This is a genomic window from Roseibium sp. (assembly GCF_051016195.1).
Lineage (GTDB): Bacteria > Pseudomonadota > Alphaproteobacteria > Rhizobiales > Stappiaceae > Roseibium.
Map to the genome: position 1 here is coordinate 4,238,266 of NZ_CP134616.1, position 19,781 is coordinate 4,258,046.

Below are 19,781 nucleotides of genomic sequence, written 5' to 3' on the forward strand. Positions count from 1 at the left end.
TCAAGCATGAGTTTTCTTGTTTGAAATAACCAGTCTACCTGTGATTTCAGGAAGCAGTTTTGGAGTGAAGCCAGACGCATAAATTCTTGGTCCCAGGTGCAGTTTTAGATTGCTTGATGGGTCGAATTCTTCCCTGGCCGCTTTGTTCATGAATTTCTGTCAACGGGCATGTTTGCCGAAAGGATCTCACCGGATCCAAATACTGAAAAAAGCCATCGAAGAACCAAGTCGGTCTGTATTTTTTTCCGCTCTTGTGTAAACTTTTCGCCGTGTTCGAAATAATACTCCCGTCCGCATGTTTTTAGATGTTGAACTCAGATTATATCGGGCTAAATCGATAAATATTAACAAATAAGACTTCCTATTTGCGCTTTTTGTTAAAATTTTATTTAAATTATATTTCAATTTCACTTGTGTGATCGCAGCGATGTCCGCGATTTTGTTCAATTTCGAGCTGACACGTTTACCTTTTCTAAAGTTTAACGATTCCTTGCTTTAAACTTTCATTAAAAATCTGTAAAAGTCAGATCGCTGATTTTAGAAAAACTAATCACAAGTGCAGAGTGTTGGCGATGAACGAATTTGTCCGGATTGCGCAGGCGGGCCCATCAACCGGAGCGCAGGATGACCCTTCAGCTTTGGAAGCGACCGGAACGCTGACGATCGAGCGCCCTTCGGCGCAGCAAAGCATCGTCATGCTCAGGGGATCCGGACAGCTTGTGGATTTCCGGCAGATCCTCAACGACAACATCTCGTTCATCCGTATCGACGGTGATCTGCAGATGGTCTTTGCCGATGGCGGCATGGTTATCATTCAGGACTTTTTTGCAGGCGACGCCAACGCCGATGCACTGATCGTGGGAGAGGGCCAGTTTCTCTCGACCGACGGCTTCGTTTCGATTGCCAATCTGCAGGTTGCGGACGAGATACAGACCACAGCCGGTGAGACCAGTAACCTCGCGACTGCGCTCGGCAGTCCCCAGGGCTCCGGGCAGACGTTCGAAGCAACGCCGATCGGCGATCTCGGGGACGGGCTCGGGTTTGCCAACCTCCTTCAGGGCGATGATCCGCAGCCGCGCGAATTCTTGACGGACGATTTCGCCGATGGAGACGTGCAGACCGCCCCGTTGATCGGAACTCCGGTTGACAGCACCCTTGATGAAGAAAACCTCGAAGAAGGCACAAATCCCGCCAACCCCGTCAGGGTCACGGCAAGTCTTGATGTCCAGTTCGGCGCAAATCCCGGCGACAATCCGCGGCTCGAATTCGACGGCGTTCCGAGCGGGCTGACATCCGACGGCGTGCCGCTTGTTTCAGGCATTGCTGCGAATTCCGTCGGCGGTGAGACGCTGACGGTGCGCAAAGAGGGGACCGGAGAGATCGTCTTCACGGTCTCGCTTGAAGTGACGGGAACAGGCGAAACCGCAAGCGGTCAGTATACGTTTGAAATATTCGGCAATCTGGATCATGTCGCACCGGGTGAGGGCGCGAGCATTCCGCTGGTTTTCGGGTTCAGCGCGTTTGACACAGACGGCGATTCCGCCAGCGATACGTTTACCGTCAACGTCATCGATGACACACCCGTTCCCGGAGAGAGCGAAACCCGGGAAGTTGCCGAAAACAGTCTTTCGAACGGGACTGACCCGGATCCTGGCTCGCTTTTCGCGTCAGGTGCGCTCAACATCGAGTGGGGAGCCGACAATTCAGATGCGGCCGCCGACGGCGCGGTTCAGGATGTACCGGGCGGAACAGCGAACCGGTCAGTTGTATTTGCGCCGGTCGGCAATCAACCCGCCGCCACCCTGGCTGCAAGCTCAGACGGTGTCGCGCTCGAGTTCGAGCTGTCAGAAAACGATACGATCCTGACTGCCTACAAGGGCGAAGGCCGCCTTGATGCTGACAAGGTTTTTGTTGTCTCGCTGTCAGACGATGACACCGGGAGTTACGAATTCGAACTGCTCGGCAATATCGACCATGGTTCGCCGCTTTCCAATACGGACGATGTGTTCGATCTGGACTTCGCATTTTTTGCAAATGACGGTGACGGCGATGCGTCTGAAGGCAGGTTCGGTGTCTCGATTTTGGACGACGCGGCGGTCACGGCAGATGTCGAAGGGCAGTCCGTCCAGGAAAGCAATCTGGCCACGGGCACGGATCCGGACGAAGCTGAAGCCACGAGATCAGGCGATCTGAACATTGTCTGGGGGGCTGACGATGCCGACAGCGCGACCGACGCAGAAACCCAGGATGCTCCGGGAGGCGCGGGAAATCGCTCAGTTGTCTTCGCCGCGATCGCGGACCAGCCAACGCAGGCAACAACGTCCGGCGGTGCTACGCTCCGGTATGAGCTGACGGAAGGGGACAAGGTCCTGACGGCCTATGATGGCCTCGGCGATAAGGTTTTCGAAGTTACGCTCTTCGACGACGGTTCCGGCTCGTACACGTTCACGCTCCTTGGGAGCATTGATCACGATGTCCCCGGATCGGGTGCACAGTCGGAAGCGTGGGATCTCGATTTCAAGTTCTTCGCCGTTGATGGCGACCAGGATGAAACAGCGGGTGAGTTCCGCGTTTCGGTGGTGGACGATGCTCCGCTCACGGGTGATGCCGAGCAGCGCACGATCCAGGAGAACGATCTTGCCAATGGCAGTGACCCGGATCCGGAAGCGCTGGAAAAAACCGGGAACCTCAATATCGCCTGGGGTGCGGACGATACTGACACCGCCGATGTCGAGGGCAGCCAGGACACGCCGGCAGCGGGTGACCGGTCGGTCGTCTTTGCTGAAATAGATGCGCAGCCGACCCAGGCGACGACCTCTGACGGTGTCGCACTCGAATATGAGTTGACTGCCGACAATACGATCCTCACCGCATACAAGGGAACAGGGCGCGCAGAAGCCGACAAGGTCTTTGTTGTCTCGTTGTCCGACGACGAGACAGGTTCCTACACGTTCGAACTCCTTGGCAACGTCGACCATAACCCTCCCGGTTCAAGCGGGCAGATGGTGTCGTGGAACCTGGATTTCGCGTTTGTCGCAACCGACAGCGACGGCGATACGGATGCGGGCGAGTTTCGTGTGACGATCGTCGATGACGAACCGGTTATCGGTGAGCCTGAACTGGGCGTGGTCGAAGAGGAAGACCTTCCAGGCGGACTCGACGACCCTTATCCGTTTTTCCTTGATGGCTCGGCCAACCTGGATGGTACACCGCGAAATGAAAGGTTTACCGGTTCACTGAACATCGTTTGGGGCAGCGACGACAACGATCTCCCGGACGTAACCACAGGTGAACTGCCCGCACAGGATGACACGGGAGGCGCGAACCAGCGTTCTGTCGTTTTTTCCGAGGCCGCAGATGGTCTTGTTGCCGACGCAAGTGCAATTCTGTCGGTCAACGATGAGACCGGCGCAAATATTGATCTTTCCGCGTTCACGTCGCGCGGCGATGCGCTGAGTTTCGTTCTGTCGGAAAACGGTACGCACCTGACCGCTTTCGCCAACTATGGCGAAGCGGATGAACGCAGCGTGTTCCGTGCCGCGCTCTCCGACGACGATAGCGGTTCCTACACCCTTGTCATTGACGACGTTCTTGATCATCCCATCGTTGATACGACGCCCTTCGATGAAGATGCGCTCTCGCTCAACTTCGCATTCATCGCGCGCGACGCAGATGGTGACCGCGCCGCGGGAAGCTTCGAGGTTATCGTGCTGGATGACGGTCCGCTTTTCCGGACCGACGACGTGGTCACGATCGACGGTCTGGAGCCGTCCATCTTCACCGAAACCGCCGATTTGCGCATTCCGGAAGAAGGCACCAGCGGCACGATCTTTTCCTCCATCGAGGTGCCGGAAGGTGGCGCAATTCAGGATATCAACGTCTCCATCGAGATGCAGCACGGTTTCATCGGCGACTTGGAGATTTACCTGATCGCGCCGGATGGAACGCAAATCCAGCTTATGCAGGTTGATGGCAATCGCACGGGTTCGGTCGACGGTACTGTTTCTTTCGATGACGACGCATCGACGAGCATAGATGACGCTGGTTCCAACATCGTCGGTACGTGGCGCCCTGCGGATGACAATTTCAACCTTGATTTCCTCGAAGGACGCGATCAGGCGGGACTCTGGATTCTGGAGGTTTCGGACCGCCTTGAAGGAGATTCGGGCCAGTTGGTCTCGTGGACGCTGGAAATCCAGAGCGGTGTTGCCGCCGTTGTCGACGAGGATGACCTGTCAATTGCGCTGGGCGACAATGTCGACGGCAACGGAGACAAGGCCGCCGGCGACAATGATGCCGTAACGAATACGTCCCTCGATGATGACACCGACCCGACGACGGTATTCGGCAAACTCGGTGTCTTGTGGGGTGCGGATAACGAAAACCAGATCGAAAACGGCGGCAGAAGTGCAGGAACAGGCGACCGGGCGGTGACGTTCGTTGAGAGCGCCGGCGGCACGATAGATCAGTTGATCGATATGGGACTGACGTCCAATGGAGAGGCGCTCAGCTACTCCCTGAACGCCTCTGCCAACATTCTCACTGCGAGCGCCGGCAACAGGATCATTTTTACCGTCGAGCTGTCCGATCTGGAAACGGGGTCCTTCAAGTTCGACCTTCAGGATGCCCTGGACCACGCGCCCGGTGAAAGTGAAAACGACATCATTCTGAACTTCCTTTTTGTTGCGACCGACAGTGACGGTGACACCGGCGTGTCCACGTTCTCCGTCGCCGTGGATGATGATCTGCCGGTCATCGGTGATGCGGCGGAAGACCTGATTGTCAGCGAAGGTGCAGCAAGTCCGGTGGCCGGCAATCTCGGTATTTCGTGGGGCGCTGACAGTGGGGATGCGGCAGCAGATGGTGCAACCCAGGACACGCCGGCCGGTTTCGGCGACCGTTCCGTGGTGTTTGCGCCGCTTGCCGACCAGCCGACGCAGGCAACCACCTCCGGCGGTGTTGCCCTGCAATATGTGCTGTCCGCGGACGATACGGTCCTGACCGCCTACAAGGGAACAGGCCGTCTTGAAAGCGACAAGGTGTTCGAGGTGTCCCTGTCCGACGACGGAACAGGAGCCTACACCTTTGAAATGCTCGGCGGCATCGACCATTTGGGTGGCCAAACGGAGACGTGGGATCTGGATTTTTCCTATGTTGCCACCGACAGCGACACCGACAGCACTGAAGGCGGTTTCAAGGTAACGATCGAGGATGGGGAACCCGTTGCCGGAACCGCGGAAGAGGCTACCCTTTCGGAGGAGAACCTTGCTGGTGGTACGGATCCGGATGCAGGGTCTCTGGTGCAGTCAGGTGCGCTCGGCATCACATGGGGTGCCGATGATACCGACGCCGCTGCTGACGGCGCCATACAGGATGCTCCCGGCGGTGCCAACAATCGGTCCGTGGTGTTCGCGCCGATCGCCGACCAGCCGACACAGGCAACGACCTCCGATGGCGTTGCCCTGGAATATGTTCTGTCCGCAGACAACACGGTCCTGACCGCCTACAAGGGAGCAGGCCGCCTCGAGAGCGACAAGGTGTTCGAGGTCTCCCTGTCCGACGACGGTACAGGAGCCTACACGTTCGAGCTTCTCGGCCATATCGATCATGTGGATCCCCAGGAGCAGTCCTGGGAACTTGATCTGGCCTATATCGCGAGCGACAGCGACGGGGATACGGTCCCGGGGAACTTCGTTGTTACGATCGAAGACGACAATCCCGTTGCCGGCACCGCTGAAGACGTCACTCTTTCTGAAGAAAATCTTGGCGACGGTTCGGATCCTGACGGAAACGCGCTCGTCAAGTCCGGCGCACTCGGCATTAGCTGGGGGGCTGACGACACGGATGGGGCATCCGACGGAGCAACCCAGGACACGCCCGGCGGTTCAGGCAACCGTTCCGTGGTGTTTGCGCCGATCGCGGACCAGCCGACACAGGCAACGACCTCAGGCGGCGTTGCCCTGGAATATGTCCTGTCCGCGAACGATACCGTCCTTACCGCTTATCAGGGCGCAGGTCGCCTCGAGAGCGACAAGGTGTTCGAAGTCTCCCTTTCCGATGACGGGACCGGAGCCTACACGTTCGAACTTCTGGGTGCGATCGATCACGTAAACGGTCAGACAGAGGCGTGGAGCCTGGACTTTGCGTATGTGACCAGCGACAGCGACGGCGACACGGTGGAGGGCGACTTCCAGGTGACGGTCGGGGACGATGTGCCCGATGCGGAAATCCGTGTTGTGGACTATGTCAGGATCGACGAGACCTATGGCCTGCACAGCGACAATGTCTTCGATCCCGTTACAGGTACGTACGAACCGGACGTCGTGGCCCTGTTTACAGGTGTCGCGTCGCCTGGTGTCGACAGTGACTTGCCAGGTCCGATCTATGCCAGCTACGGAGTGGTCGGTTTCGATGTCACAGAACGAGCCGACGGCGTGGCCGATGCGAGCCTTTCCCTGCGCATCGACGATCCGGCATCGGGACTGACAACAACCGACGGAAAGGCGATCACCCTGTCGTTGGAAGGCGGCCTTGTCGTGGGGCGCATCGACGGCAATGGCGATGCTGCCTTCGCCATTGACATCGACGACGAAGGCAATGTGAGCATCGTCCAGTATCTTTCGCTCTGGCATCCGGACACCACCACATCGGACGAGCACATAACCCTGGAAGGCAAACTGTCGGCTGTTCTGACCGTTACCGACGGTGACGGGGACATCGTGACGCGTGAAGTTCCAATCGGTAGTGACGTGACGTTCGATGATGACGGACCTTCCGCATTCCGGGGTGGTTCGGGCGTTACCGGAAACGAGGCTGACTTCGTGTCAGGTCCCGTAGCTGGACAGCTTCAGTTCGACGGTGGAGCAGACGGCGCGACCGTGACCGGCATCTCCTTCGTCTCGAACGGAGACTACATCCGTTCAATTGACCCCGACGCTTCAGGCGCAGCGCGGCGCGGTGACCTGTCGGCCCAGGGTGTTCCGTTGACCTGGTCGACATCGACCGATGCCAACGGTGTCATCACCGCCGTGGGCGTACTTGAAGGAACGGCGGTCAAGGCATTCGAGATTATTGTCAACCCGGACGGCAGTTATACCTACGAACAGTTTATCGGCCTCGACCATCCCGATCAGAACGAGGTCAACCGGGCGGATCAGCTGACGTTCCGCATCCGCTTCACTGTCACCGACGGTGACGGGGATCCAGATACGGCAACTGCAGTCTTCAGGATAAGAGACAGCGGACCGGAGATCGGCACGGTGGCCGACACTCTGGTGGAAGAAGACGGTGTGACGGCTCTGGCAGGCATCGATCTTGCGATCGACTGGGGTGCGGACGATGCCAATGACGACGGCGGGATCCCTGGAGACCGTTCAGTCGCATTCGCGGAGCCGGTTGCAGCCGACACGATATCCTTCTCTGACGCAAACGGAACGCTCGATGAGTTGTATTCAGGTGGCGAACCGGTCAATTTCACGTTCATCAATGGCGTTCTCGTCGGATATACAGGCGCGGTTCCCGGAGGCACAACGGACAGCAACGTCGTATTGATCGCGGCTCTTTCTGACGCTGGAACGGGCAGCTACGACTTTTTGCTTGTACAACCGCTCGATCAAACCGCGCCGGTTGGAACGGATCACTATCTTGATCTGAGCTTTGCGTACGCTGCGACGGACGCGGATGGGGATGTCAGCGAAACCGCCACGTTTACGGTGCGTGTCGATGCGGCCGGAACCGTCACATCAATCGATTACTCAAACCTGAGTGGCGGCGTTTTCGTCAATCTTGACGACGCAGCACGCACCTATCTTGGCCAGACAGTCGCCGCAGAAACAGCAACGGATCGCGACGACGTCGACCCTGCCGTTATCGGTGTGGACAGTGTTTCTGGCCTTGATGATGCAGCAGGTGGAACGGGTAATGACGTTCTTGTCGGCAACGACAACGACAATACCTTGTCAGGCAACGATGGCGACGACGTCCTTGTCGGCCGAGGAGGTTTCAACCTCCTGGACGGCGGCGTGGGCTCAGATACGGCAGACTATTCCGACAATGAGGAGGGTGTGGTCGTTCGGCAGGATCTGAGTTGGGTGACAGATGCATCCAACCTCAATTCGGGTCTTGCGAATCTGCTTCAGGGCATCGCCAACAACACGATCGCGCATGATGATCTGGTCAGCGTCGAAAACGTCAACGGTAGCCAATTCGACGACTTTCTCTTTGGTAACAACGAGTCCAACACGCTTTCGGGCGGTGACGGTGACGATGACATATTCGGACTGGGCGGCTCGGATACGCTTATCGGAGGTGAGGGGAACGACGAACTCTACGGCATCCTCGGCAATAACAAGCTGATTGGCGGGGCAGGTCAGGATCTCCTCGTAAGTGGGGCTGGATCCGATGAACTTGTGTTCGCTGCAGGAGAAGGCAGCGCGACGGCAGCCGGAGCGGACCGCATTCAGTTCTACAAAGACGGATCCGACACGATCACCATTACCGGAGGTTTGACCTTTGCCGACCTCGTCATCGGTGATGATGGGGCCGGTAACACGACGATCTTCGACACTGTCAATAACCAGTATGTGGCAGTGCTGACAGGTATTTCGTCCGCGGTTCTAGATGCGTCCGACTTCAGCTTCTCGTCCGATCCGATCGTACTCGATCTCGATGGAGACGGTGTTGAACTCGTGTCCGCTGAAAACGGCGTAGCGTTCGACCTGAATGGCGACGGACAAGCCGAAGTGTCGGGCTGGGTCGGAGCCGATGACGGGATACTTGCGGTGGATCTTGACGGATCCGGCAAGATCGAAAGCGGACGTGAAGTCTTCTCGGAAGTTTTCAACGAGGGTGGCTTTGCAGATTCGCTTGAAGCCCTGGCCTCGCTCGACAGCAACGGCGACGCCGTGATCGACGCAAACGATGCGGCCTTCACGGACATCAGAGTCTGGCAGGATGTCAACACGGACGGCGTTTCGCAGGACGGCGAGTTGTCGACGCTGAGCGATCTCGGCATCGAGTCGATCAATCTCAACGCTGATCAGGTTTACAAGACCGTCAGCGGGAACACAGTTTATGCCGAGGGCTCATACCAGACTTCCGATGGAAGCACTGGCAGCTATGCCGGTACTGCGTTCAGTTCACTTGGCGACGCTGAGCCTAACGCGGACGAGACGACGAGACAGTCGACGGCTATGGCGGCCGGTGTTGCGCTGGCGATTTATTCCGCGTCGGCACAAGAGGTTGCGGCGGGATTGACCCGGATTTCCGTGACTGGTGCGCCTGAACACGGCGAAATATCAGTCTCAGAAGACTTCACTGTGACCTTCGAGCCTGTTGCAGGATATGACGGCGGCGATTCCGTAGAATTTGACCTCGTCTTTGCCGATGATTCGGTTGTGACGCGAGCCGTAGAGATAGACGTTCTGTCTGACGAGGCGTCGTCGTCTGGTTCAGCGACAGCGACGGAGTTGACGGATCCCACTGTTGATGCCGAAACGCAGACAGAAAGTCATGTCGTTTCCACTTCCAGCGATGTTGCAGAGTTGGGTGCTCTGGTCACAGGATCGGTGATCAGGGGCGACGACGGTGACAACATCCTGGTCGGCACTGATGGAGATGACGTTCTGATTGGCGGCCTTGGTGCAGATACGTTGACCGGTGGCGGCGGTGCGGACACTTTTGTGCTCAACTCGCTTGCCGAGGCCGACATTATTACCGACTACACCTTCACGGACGGCGACAAAGTCGATCTCGGTGAGCTTCTCGACGGCGCGTTTGCGACGCCTGCGAATGCCGGCGAGTTTGTGCGCGCGGAAAAGCAGGTCGACGGCGATGTCAGGCTGGAAGTCGACGTGGATGGTGCAGGCACGGCGCACGACTGGCAGGATGCAGCGACCCTGCAAGACCACGGGTCAATGGGGGAGACAATCCGTGTCGTGCTCGACGCGGAAGGAAGCGAAGCGCAGATACCGGTAAATGTCGCCTAGCGCATTTGACCAATGGACAAAAAAGCGAGCCCAGGCTCGCTTTTTTGCGTTGTGATACCGTGACGAACGCATCGGCCCTGGCGATTCGAGCACCAAGGATGCGGTGAAATCACGCTTCGTGGAGTTTCCTGCGGTGAAGGAGAAATGCACCTGCCAGGCCGATTGCCAATACGGATAGCCCGGTCATGAGGGAGAGTGCGCGTGTTGAGTTCGGGATATCAGCCAGAGCCTTACTTTCTGAAAAAGGCATCACGCTAGCGGTTGTCGATGGCGCGTTTCCATCTTGAGCCGGCAACATGGTTCCGGCTTGTCGTGAGATGTAGCCCTTGATTTTGCCAGCGGACGTTCCGGGATTTTCAAAATCCTCCACAACGGCTTCAACCATCTTTCCTCGAATGGCCTCTGGTGCAGAAACAGATCCTTCCGTGCTCAGGATTTCCACCCCCTGAGCATCCAGAAGTGCGATGCGCGCAAGGCCCGTTTCCACGCTAGCCGCTTCAAGCACGGTCAGCAGATATGCTTCCAGCTCGCGCGTTTCCAAGCTTTCCGGCTGATCGGCTGCGAGTTCGACAAATTCCGGGACGAGCGGCAACGTAGCCAATTCTTCCAGCCTCAGACGTGGGCGAAGCAGGTTCGCATCCTCAAGAGCGCTGACCAGTTTCGCGCGCTGCTCTGATGCGACTTTTTCCTCAGCCAAAAGGGCGGACCTTTGCCAATTCGCCAACAAAAATCCGCCGGACATGACGCCAGCCGACAACACACAGCTGGCCACAGCCAGATACAATGCTGGTGTGCGCGCGCGGGAGCCGCGAATCAGCTTGGATTGACTTTGCTTTTTCATACGCAGCGTATAGCACGCCTGTCTGGCAGAGGCAGGTGACGATGCTTATTTCATCGAGAGGCGACGCAGGTGCGCCAAAGGTGACGGCTTTTTGCTCAACGCGTTGCAGATTTAAGCCGAGCGGCAAGTTTGACCGGCTTGCCCGGATTTGGCGTGTGGCTCCATTCGCCGGCAGCATTGAGCGAATAGAGTGTCTGGTAATTCGGAAGGTCACGCTCGAATCTGACCCGCGAGAACCGGTTGTCCAGAATGAGCCACTTGCCATTGTGCCGAACGGACAGGACGGCATGATATTGCCGGGCTGCGGTGTCGCGCAAAACGACGATGCGCATGTCCTCATCCTTGACGCCAAGGTCACGGAGCAACGCATATTTGAGGATGGCATAATCCTCACAATCGCCTGCACGCCGGGTGACTGTCTCAACAGGGCTCGCCCAATACTCACCCTTCTCATAGAGAAAACTGTCTTCCCGATAGGACAGCAGGCGGTTTACCATGTAGTTGACTTTCGGGATCTGCAGACCGCGCCTCAAGGGTTGCGCCTGTTCAAGGATTGCCGAATAGGGGCGCAATTCGTGTCTTGATTGAGCTGAGGCGTGTGTCGTTCCATCCATTTCGGCAAGCGCACGTTGCCAACGTTGCGAAACCGGTGAAATCGAAACCGGCTTGCCGCGTGAGCCGAACATTCTTGTCGTGGTGGCGGCAATGTCTTTTTCAGGCGGGGCGGTTGATGCGAGCTGCGGGCGTGTCCGTTCCGGCCTGGACCGTGGTTTGCCAATTGGATCAAAACGCATTTCTGACGGTGCAGTCCGGATCGATGTTGTATCCAACCTTGCCGGGATGTGAAGCGTCGCGGAGGGAGCCGTCTCAATCTGCGCGCCGCGGAGAACCGCAGCGTCCGTGCTGCCCGGTAACAGACCAGGATTTTCTTCGGCAGATGAGGATGCAGATACAAGGTTCAATGACAGGCTGAAAAAGCATGCCTGCCAAAACCAACGCAATACTATACCGCTCGCCGCCGGTGTAGCCGGCGCGGTTGCTCCGTGATCCATCTGCCGATCGCCTCGTTTATTGCCGAGACTTCAGCGCTCCCTGAGTGCTTCGTCCCGAACTTTCTTGATCGGCTTCAAGATGTAGTCCAGAACCGTTTTCTCCCCGGTTAATATATCTATCGAAGCAACCATTCCTGGTATTATTGGTAAAGGTTCTGTGTCCGAACCGAGGTAGTTTTTATCTGTTCTAATCATGACGCGGAAGAAGCGATTGCCTTCTTCGTCTTCAGTGGTGTCCGCGCTGATGCGTTCCAGATTGCCTTCAAGACCGCCGTAGACCGAGAAATCATAAGCGGTAATCTTGACCTGGGCTTTCTGCCCGGGGTGCAGAAACGCCACGTCCTTGGGCCGGATCCTAGCCTCGATCAGAAGCGTGTCTTCAAGAGGAACGATCTCCACCAGATCGGCCGCGGGCTGAACAACCGCGCCAATGGTCGTGATGTTCAACTTGTTCACGATCCCCTTGACCGGTGAGACCAACTCGGTCCTGCGCACCTTGTCGGCAGCGCCTCTGAGCGTCTCTTCGATCACGGCAAGCTCGCCGCGGCTTTCCGCCAGTTGCTGGCTGGCGTCAGAGACAAATGTCGCAACCGCGCTGCCGGAGCGTTCGCGTGCCTCCTCCTTGGCCGCGAGTGCCCGCTGAACGGAGGCCTTGGTGATGGCGAGTTCGCCTTCGCTTTCGGTGAGTTGGCGCTGCAGTTGAAGGAACTCGATTTCGGGCAGCACCCTGCGCTCGTAAAGACTTTGCTTGATCTCGACTTCCCGCTTCATGATCTCGATGACGGACTTAAGCTTGTCCTGCTTCGCAAGCAGTTCCTGATACTCCTGCTCGCGCTGCGATGCCTGATTTTGGAGAACGCGGAGTTCGTTTTCCAGGCGAGCTTTCTTGTCCTGATAAACGTTTTCCTCTTCCGCGATCAGGAGAGGGGCTTCTGTCTCGAGTTCTGCTGGAAACGCGATAGGCTTTTCTTCTGCCTCGGAATCGAGCCTGGCCACACGCGCCATCAGAGCCCATCTCCGCTGACGAACCTCGCCCAGTTGGGACGCGAAGCTTGTATCGTCGATCTCGATCAGAGGCTGGCCTTCCTCGACCACGTCGCCCTCGCGAACGAAGATTTTCTCGACGATCCCGGGTTCAGGTGCCTGGACGACCTGTATTTGCCTGGAGGGTACAACGCGTCCATCGCCGCGTGTCACTTCCTCCAGTGTGGCGAAGTACGCCCACGCCAACGCAACAGCGAACAGGACAAGCCCGATGCGGATGACATTCGCCGTGTAGCGCGGCGGCTTTGTCCGAATGACATCTCGAATGTCGTTGGCATAATTCCAATCGCCGGAACTCATGGGGTATCCCCTTGCGAGCTCTTTTGATTGGCAGCGTTGACTGCACCGAGTTCCTGAAGTTTCTGAAGAACGTCCGGCCTCGGACCATCAAGGGCAAGCTTGCCGTAATCCAGTGTGATCAAACGTTCGGTCAGTTCGACAAGGCTCATGCGGTGCGTGCTGATGATCACCGTCGTATCGGGCGTGTTGTAGTCCATCAACCTGGTAATCAACCTTCGCTCCGATGCAAGATCAAGGTGACTTGACGGCTCATCGAGAAACAGGACGCGCGGCTTTCGAAGCAAGATCCTGGCGAGTGCGACGGCCTGTTTCTGCCCACCCGACAGGAACCTTCCACCTTCACCGACCTGAAGATCGTATCCGAGAGGGTTCTGGGCCACGAATTCGTCGACGCCGGCGATCCTCGCCGCCTCGACAAGGGCGTCGTCGTCCGCGAACGGGTCGCCCGCGCTGATGTTCTCGCGCACGGTTCCGCTGAAAAGAACGTTATCCTGTGACAGAAAACCGACATTGGATCTGAGATCGGCAGGATCGAATTGCCGGGTGTCCGTGCCGTCGATCAGAACGGTGCCGTTTGATGGATAATAAAGTCCCGACAACAGGCGCCCGATCGTGCTTTTTCCCGAACCGACGCGTCCGATCAGACCCACGGTTTCACCCGGCGCGATCTTGAACGATATGTTCTTGAGGCTGTCGTCCTCGGCGCCGGGATAGCGGAAATTGACGCCTTTGAACTCGACGGATCCGGACGCGATTCGCTTGTTGATATAGGTTCGACCGGGTTTGCGTTCGGTCTCCGTTTCCATGACCTCATTGAGGATCTTGTAGGAATGAAGCGTCTGGCGCAGCCGTGTCAGTGTGTTTGCAACATTGGCGAGCGGGGCAAGTACGCGGCCGGAAAGCATCATTGCGGCTATCAAGGCGCCCATCGTGATGTCGCCGCTCTGGATCAGGTAGACGCCCCAGACGATGATCACGATGGAAACCGAAGCCTGAACGAGACCCGTTCCCGATTGTGCGATGAGCGCCCAGAAGCGTCCCTTCATGATTGCTGCGCTGCTGGCGGCGACAGAGCGTTCCCACTTCGTCTGCATCCTGCCTTCCGCGTTGAGTGCGCGCACGGTGTCCAGGTTGGCGATGCTTTCAACCAGTATGGAATGGCGGATTGCACTTTCCCGGTGTGACTGCTCTATGGCTCCGGACAAGGGCGCCTGTACGAACAGGCTGATCGCGAGCACTACGGGAACCGCGATGAGCGGGACGACCGCAATCGGTCCGACAAGAAGAAACAGCACGGCAACGAAGATGCCGATAAAGAACACGTCGATGATCGAGACCAGCGACGAGGATGTTATGAATTCCCGCACGTTTTCGAATTCACGGATGTGATTGGCAAACTGCCCGGAACTCACGGGACGCTTTTCGAAGTCGATGGCAAGCGCATGCGCGAATATTCTGCTGGCCAGCGCATTGTCGGCCTGCTTACCGGCAACGTTGATGATCTGTCCACGTGCGATTTTCAAAATGAAATCAAAAACCAGCGTCAGGATGACCCCGATCGCAAGTGCCCAAAGCGTCGGGATCGCAAAATTGGGAACGACACGGTCATAGACGTTCATGGTGAAGAGCGGAGAGGCGAGTGCCAGCAAATTGATCAGAAGGGCCGCAACAGCGACATGGACATAGTCGCGCCAGTAGCCTGAAATTGTGCTCCAGAACCAGTGACCTTCGGCTCCGAGCGCGCGCTCGCTCTTTCCGGACTTGTCGACCGCGGGCTGAAAGAAGATTGCGTACCCGCCGTAACGCGCATTCAAATCCGAAAGTTCAAGCCGTTGTTTTTCAGGAGACTGCGCAGGGTCGATCAGTTCGGCCTTGCCCCCATCGCGGTCAATGCCGGCGAGCACGCGCAACTCCGAATTGTTCAATGCAATGATGCAGGGCAGGGCTGCAAGGGGGATCGTGTCGAGGTCAATCTTGTCGGGCAGGACCTTCAGGCCGCAATTTGCAGCTGCTCGTCCCAGGAGCCCGACTGAAAGCCGGTCTCCCGTGCGCGGGAGGCCGTTCCAGATCACCGCGTCAGAAACGACATAACCGTGCACCCGGGCGATGTGCTTGAGGCACTCTGCCAGCGGATCTGTCGACGTCTGAGAAGCCGGAGCCGCGCCCGTTTCTTTCGTCTCTTCGGTAGTCTTATTGAGCATCTCTGCTTTGAACCGAGCTCTGTTTCACCGACGAGGTATTGCCAATCAACCGGGTTCGGATGCCCGGTTTTCCCGAAGAGGGCGGTGGCTCAAAGGCAAGACGCACGCCGTGGTCGTCGAACGTAAACTATTGTGCCGACGGATGTCCGGCAAATCCAATATGAGTTCGAAACGTTAGAATTTACGTAATGGTTCAAGATTGAGCGGATTTCGGGGCAGGATTGTCGCAGCTTCCCGTTGCCCGTCTGTCGCCTCAGGCGGGGGCGATACGCTCAGATACGCAAGAAGGTCTCCCGATGTCGCTCTGAGCTGGTAAGTGGAGAAAGCGTAGACGGCACGCACGGAGATCAACTCGATCTCGCTGTTGAAGAGTGCGTTTTCAGCATTCAGTACGTCAAGCAGTGTCCGTTGGCCGATGTCGTATTCCTGTCGGTAGCCTTCCACGACCTGCCGATTCGCGGAAAGCTGCTCGCGCAGCGCCCTGATCCTGTCGGTGGTTGTGCTGACCGCTGCAAAGGAGCGCTGAATGCCTTCCTTCAATTCGCGGCGGATACGGTCAACCCGGATCTGCGCTTCCGTCAGACGTTCGCTGTATTCCTGGCTCAGCGCCGTGTCGCGTCCGCCATTATAGAGGTTCCAGGAGAATATGACTTTCCCCGAATACTCGTTGTTGCGCCCTTCAATGCCGCCAACATCGTCGCCAACCGTCGCCTGGCCCTGCAGAGCAACCTCCGGAAGGAAATTGCCCTTACTTGCCTCATATTCGAATTTCGCCGCATCGGCATCGGCAAGCGCCGCTCTCACGGTCGGGTGCGTTTGAACCGCCGAATCGACGAGTTGATTGACGCTGCCATTCGGAATCCTTGCAGGCGTTGCCGGGGCCAGCGACGCAGGTTTTCTGCCAACGACACGTTCATACTTGGCGATCGTGTCCAAAAGCGATTGCTGGACTTCGGATACGATCACCTCCGCTGCGGCAACCCGTTCCCGGGCCTGTGCCAGGTCCGCTGCGCCCGTTTCCCCACCTTCGAAACGCAAGCGCACGTCGGAGAAGATCCGTTTGTGCTTTTCGACATTCAGCCGCGCCTTGGCGAGGATCGCGGTGCTTCGGAGGACGTCAATATAAGATTCGACCGCATCCAGTGCGATCGCCTCGGATCGCTCCATGACGCGCAGCGCGGCACCGTCGACGCGAGCGCTTTGCCGGTAAACCTCGTTGACCGACGTGAACCCGTCGAACAGAAGTTGTTGAACGGTTACGGTGAATTCCTTCGAGAAACGCCATTCGTCGTTTTCGCCGGCGCTGAAAGAGTTCGGCCGATCGAGCCGTTCCGGTCCGAGTTCCGCCGACAGATCAAGCGTAGGCAGGAAGGCGCCCTGTGAACGGCGATATTCGTTGTCGCGCGCACGCCGATTGGCCGCCGACTCCAGAACATCCGGATTGGTTGAGACGGCTTCCTGAACGACTTGTTTCAGGTCTGCGGCGACTGAGGCCTCGACCAGACAAACGCTCAACAGAAGGGCCGGTAGAATACGCATGTACGACAGTGCCACATTTTTGTTCTTCGTTCGGCGCACACTATTATACCTTCCAACGCATGCCCATGCTTTTGTTGCGTTCGCAGACGGGTAATTGATACCTGTGTTGCTAACGCGCAACGAATTTCGTGTAAAGGTCACATTTTAGGACGGAATTTAAAAATTTGTTTACCATATTTCCATGCATGAGGTGCGGCTTAGAGGTGTGGTGTCAGTTGAATCTGCAAAATTCTCCCATTTTTATTCATGCCGTTCGTTTCAATGGGTTTCCGCTAAGTAAATTCGCGAAAAGATCTTTATCAGAGGCATTGTCGTTTTTATCGATGCTGAGTCCACTCTTCCACAGTTTCGGATCTTTCAAGACCTGTGGAGCGATTATGCCCGCCAGCCCATTCTCTTCCGGGCACAACGGATTCGCGGCTTCTGCCCAGTCATCGTCTTGCGAGGCCCTTGAACAGGTCCGGCAATATACAGACCGGCAGCAGGACACATGATGAACGGGGGACGGCTGACCAATATCATTGGAAATCGGACCGAAAAGCGCTAGGACCATGAGTTGGAACCCATCTGGGTGCACTTGACGGTAAATGAAACGAATTTCGGGACGAGATCTGCTTGATTTCTTTCAGACCAGTTTTGAACGTTCTCGGGTTCTTGTATGTCGGCCTTGCGACCGCCATGCTCATTCCGGCAATCGTTGATGTCGCCCAGAAAAACGCGGATTGGCAGGCTTTCGTCTTTTCTGCGTTGTTGACCGGCCTGTTCGGGATGCTGCTGTCGCTCGCAGTCGGCGGTTCGTTGCGCGAGGGGCTTGATACCCGGCAGACCTTCATCCTGACGACCCTGTCCTGGGCAACCTTGCCCGCGTTCGGGGCCTTGCCGTTTCTTTGGCTCGGTATCGGTTACGCCGACGCGGTGTTCGAAGCGGTTTCGGGCTTTACGACGACCGGCTCGACTGTGCTGAGCGGTCTGGACGGCCTGCCGCCCGGGCTTTTGGTCTGGCGTTCCATGCTCCAATGGATGGGCGGCGTCGGTATCATCGTCATGGCGATCGTCTTGCTGCCGTTTCTCCGCATCGGCGGCATGCAACTGTTTCAGAGTGAAAGTTCGGACCGTTCCGAAAAGATCGTCAGCCGGTCAGTCGAGCTTATCCGCCTGATCGGACTGGCCTACCTGTTCCTGACCGTCTTGTGCATCGCGGCCTACCTGGCGACGGGGATGGAATTGTTCGACGCGTTCAATCACGCGCTCACCACGATTGCGACCGGTGGCTACTCAACGCATGACGAATCCTTCGGATATTTCAAGAATCCGGCATCGGGCTGGGTCGCCGTGGTGTTCATGATCATAGGCGCCTTGCCGTTCGTACTGATCATTCAGGCACTGCGGGGGCACCCGCTCCAGCTTTGGCGCGATCCGCAGGTACGTGCGCTTCTTGGTTTCCTGATTCTCGTGTCGCTGACCCTGACGGTCTATCTCGGCATCAACATGCGCTTCCCGTTCGAGGAGGCGCTGTTGCGCGCGACTTTCAACGTTGTCTCAATTGTGACCGGCACGGGCTATGCGCTCGGTGACTTTTCCCAGTGGGGGGCTCCGGTCGTTGGAATCGTGTTTCTTCTTATGTTTGTCGGCGGCTGCACCGGGTCGACGACCGGAGGCATCAAGATTTTCCGCTTCCTGGTGTTTTTCGGCACCGTGCGTGCGCATCTGCGCCGGATGGTCCGGCCGCACAGGATCATGTCCGAAGAATATGCCGGCACCCGGCTGACACCTGAGCTGTCGTTTTCGGTTCTTGCCTTCCTTGTCGTCTATATGGGCTCCGTCGGTATCATCAGCGTGGCGCTGTCGTTTTTCGACCTGGACCTGGTAACGGCTATTTCGGCCGCAGCGACCTCCGTGGGTAACGTCGGGCCCGGCCTCGGGCCCGTGATTGGCCCGGCCGGCCATTTTGCGCCGCTGCCCGACGGTGCAAAATGGTTGCTGTCATTTGCCATGCTCGTTGGCCGTCTCGAACTTTTCACGGTTCTGGTGCTATTGGATCCGGACTTCTGGTCGAAATGAGCCAAGCCGTGCAATTCCTTTCAATGATGGGAATCCCGACATGAAATTTGCTGAACCTCTGGTCGGTGGCCGCCTGGTCAAGCGCTACAAGCGGTTTCTTGCCGACGTTGTGCTCGACGAGGATGGCAGTGAGATCACCGCGCACTGTGCCAATCCCGGCTCGATGCTCGGATTGAAGGATGCCGGATCGCGCGTCTGGCTGTCCCGCTCCGACAATCCGAAGCGAAAGCTCAAGTATTCCTGGGAGATTATCGAAGCGGACGGCGCGCTTGTCGGCATCAACACGGCGCATCCGAACAAGCTTGTCGAAGAGGCCATCGAAGACGCACGCATCAAGGAGCTGTCCGGCTACGCCTCCCTGAGGAGGGAGGTGAAATACGGCAAGAATTCACGCATTGATGTCCTTCTCGAGGGCGCTGATGGCGGCAGAACCTATGTCGAAGTGAAAAACGTCCACCTGATGCGGCAGCCGGGCCTGGCTGAATTTCCGGACAGCGTCACGGCTCGCGGTGCGAAACATCTCGGTGAACTTGCAGATATGGTGGCCGAAGGTCACAAAGCTGCAATGGTGTTTCTCGTGCAGCGTCCTGATTGCGAACGCTTGAGCCTGGCCGAAGATATCGATCCGACGTATGCAGCCGCCTTCCGTTCCGCGCGCGACGCAGGTGTCGAAGCCTATGCGATCGGGTGCGACGTCCGCCTTGACGGCATTGACGCGGTCAGAACCGTAGAGATCCGGATCTGATCCTGCGCACCG

At 57.3% G+C, this 19,781-nt stretch carries 8 protein-coding genes; 3 read left to right on the forward strand and 5 right to left on the reverse strand.

Features of this window, described 5'->3' with window-relative positions:
- The first annotated feature begins 572 nt into the window (after positions 1 to 572).
- On the forward strand, positions 573 to 9,986 hold the full coding sequence (locus RDA78_RS19350) for a DUF5801 repeats-in-toxin domain-containing protein (RefSeq protein WP_434051449.1): 9,414 nt from the start codon (positions 573 to 575) through the stop codon (positions 9,984 to 9,986).
- Between the two features lie 109 nt (positions 9,987 to 10,095).
- On the opposite strand, the gene RDA78_RS19355 is transcribed toward RDA78_RS19350, so the two are convergent.
- The 5 genes from RDA78_RS19355 to RDA78_RS19375 all read right to left on the reverse strand — a co-directional run bounded on the left by RDA78_RS19355 (position 10,096) and on the right by RDA78_RS19375 (position 16,963).
- Complete coding sequence (locus tag RDA78_RS19355) at positions 10,096 to 10,827, reverse strand: hypothetical protein (protein WP_434051450.1); 732 nt, start codon at positions 10,825 to 10,827, stop codon at positions 10,096 to 10,098.
- A 95-nt stretch (positions 10,828 to 10,922) separates the two neighbouring features.
- Complete coding sequence (locus RDA78_RS19360; RefSeq protein ID WP_434051451.1) at positions 10,923 to 11,621, reverse strand: transglutaminase-like cysteine peptidase; 699 nt, start codon at positions 11,619 to 11,621, stop codon at positions 10,923 to 10,925.
- 288 nt (positions 11,622 to 11,909) lie between these two features.
- Positions 11,910 to 13,223 (reverse strand): HlyD family type I secretion periplasmic adaptor subunit, encoded by a 1,314-nt coding sequence (locus tag RDA78_RS19365; protein ID WP_434051452.1) that lies wholly within the window; start codon positions 13,221 to 13,223, stop codon positions 11,910 to 11,912.
- Positions 13,220 to 15,424, reverse strand: a complete 2,205-nt coding sequence (locus RDA78_RS19370) for a type I secretion system permease/ATPase (RefSeq protein ID WP_434051453.1) — start codon at positions 15,422 to 15,424, stop codon at positions 13,220 to 13,222. Before RDA78_RS19370 ends, RDA78_RS19365 begins: the two co-directional genes overlap by 4 nt.
- 174 nt (positions 15,425 to 15,598) lie before the next feature.
- A complete protein-coding gene (locus RDA78_RS19375) occupies positions 15,599 to 16,963 on the reverse strand; it encodes a TolC family outer membrane protein (RefSeq protein ID WP_434051454.1) in 1,365 nt (454 codons plus the stop codon).
- A gap of 636 nt (positions 16,964 to 17,599) precedes the next feature.
- Between RDA78_RS19375 and RDA78_RS19380 the strand changes: the two genes are divergently transcribed.
- Positions 17,600 to 19,024, forward strand: a complete 1,425-nt coding sequence (locus RDA78_RS19380; RefSeq protein ID WP_434056176.1) for a TrkH family potassium uptake protein — start codon at positions 17,600 to 17,602, stop codon at positions 19,022 to 19,024.
- A 40-nt stretch (positions 19,025 to 19,064) separates the two neighbouring features.
- Positions 19,065 to 19,769 carry a DNA/RNA nuclease SfsA gene (sfsA, locus tag RDA78_RS19385; RefSeq protein ID WP_434051455.1) on the forward strand — a complete coding sequence of 235 codons (705 nt, stop codon included), beginning with the start codon at positions 19,065 to 19,067 and terminating at the stop codon, positions 19,767 to 19,769.
- Positions 19,770 to 19,781: the final 12 nt, after the last annotated feature.

Coding starts and splice junctions, on each gene's coding strand:
- sfsA (WP_434051455.1), top strand. CDS start 19,065: ATGAAATTTGCTGAACCTCTGGTCGGTGGCCGCCTGGTCAAGCGCTAC.
- RDA78_RS19365 (WP_434051452.1), bottom strand. CDS start 13,223: ATGAGTTCCGGCGATTGGAATTATGCCAACGACATTCGAGATGTCATT.
- RDA78_RS19350 (WP_434051449.1), top strand. CDS start 573: ATGAACGAATTTGTCCGGATTGCGCAGGCGGGCCCATCAACCGGAGCG.
- RDA78_RS19375 (WP_434051454.1), bottom strand. CDS start 16,963: ATGCGTATTCTACCGGCCCTTCTGTTGAGCGTTTGTCTGGTCGAGGCC.
- RDA78_RS19370 (WP_434051453.1), bottom strand. CDS start 15,424: ATGCTCAATAAGACTACCGAAGAGACGAAAGAAACGGGCGCGGCTCCG.
- RDA78_RS19360 (WP_434051451.1), bottom strand. CDS start 11,621: ATGCGTTTTGATCCAATTGGCAAACCACGGTCCAGGCCGGAACGGACA.
- RDA78_RS19355 (WP_434051450.1), bottom strand. CDS start 10,827: ATGAAAAAGCAAAGTCAATCCAAGCTGATTCGCGGCTCCCGCGCGCGC.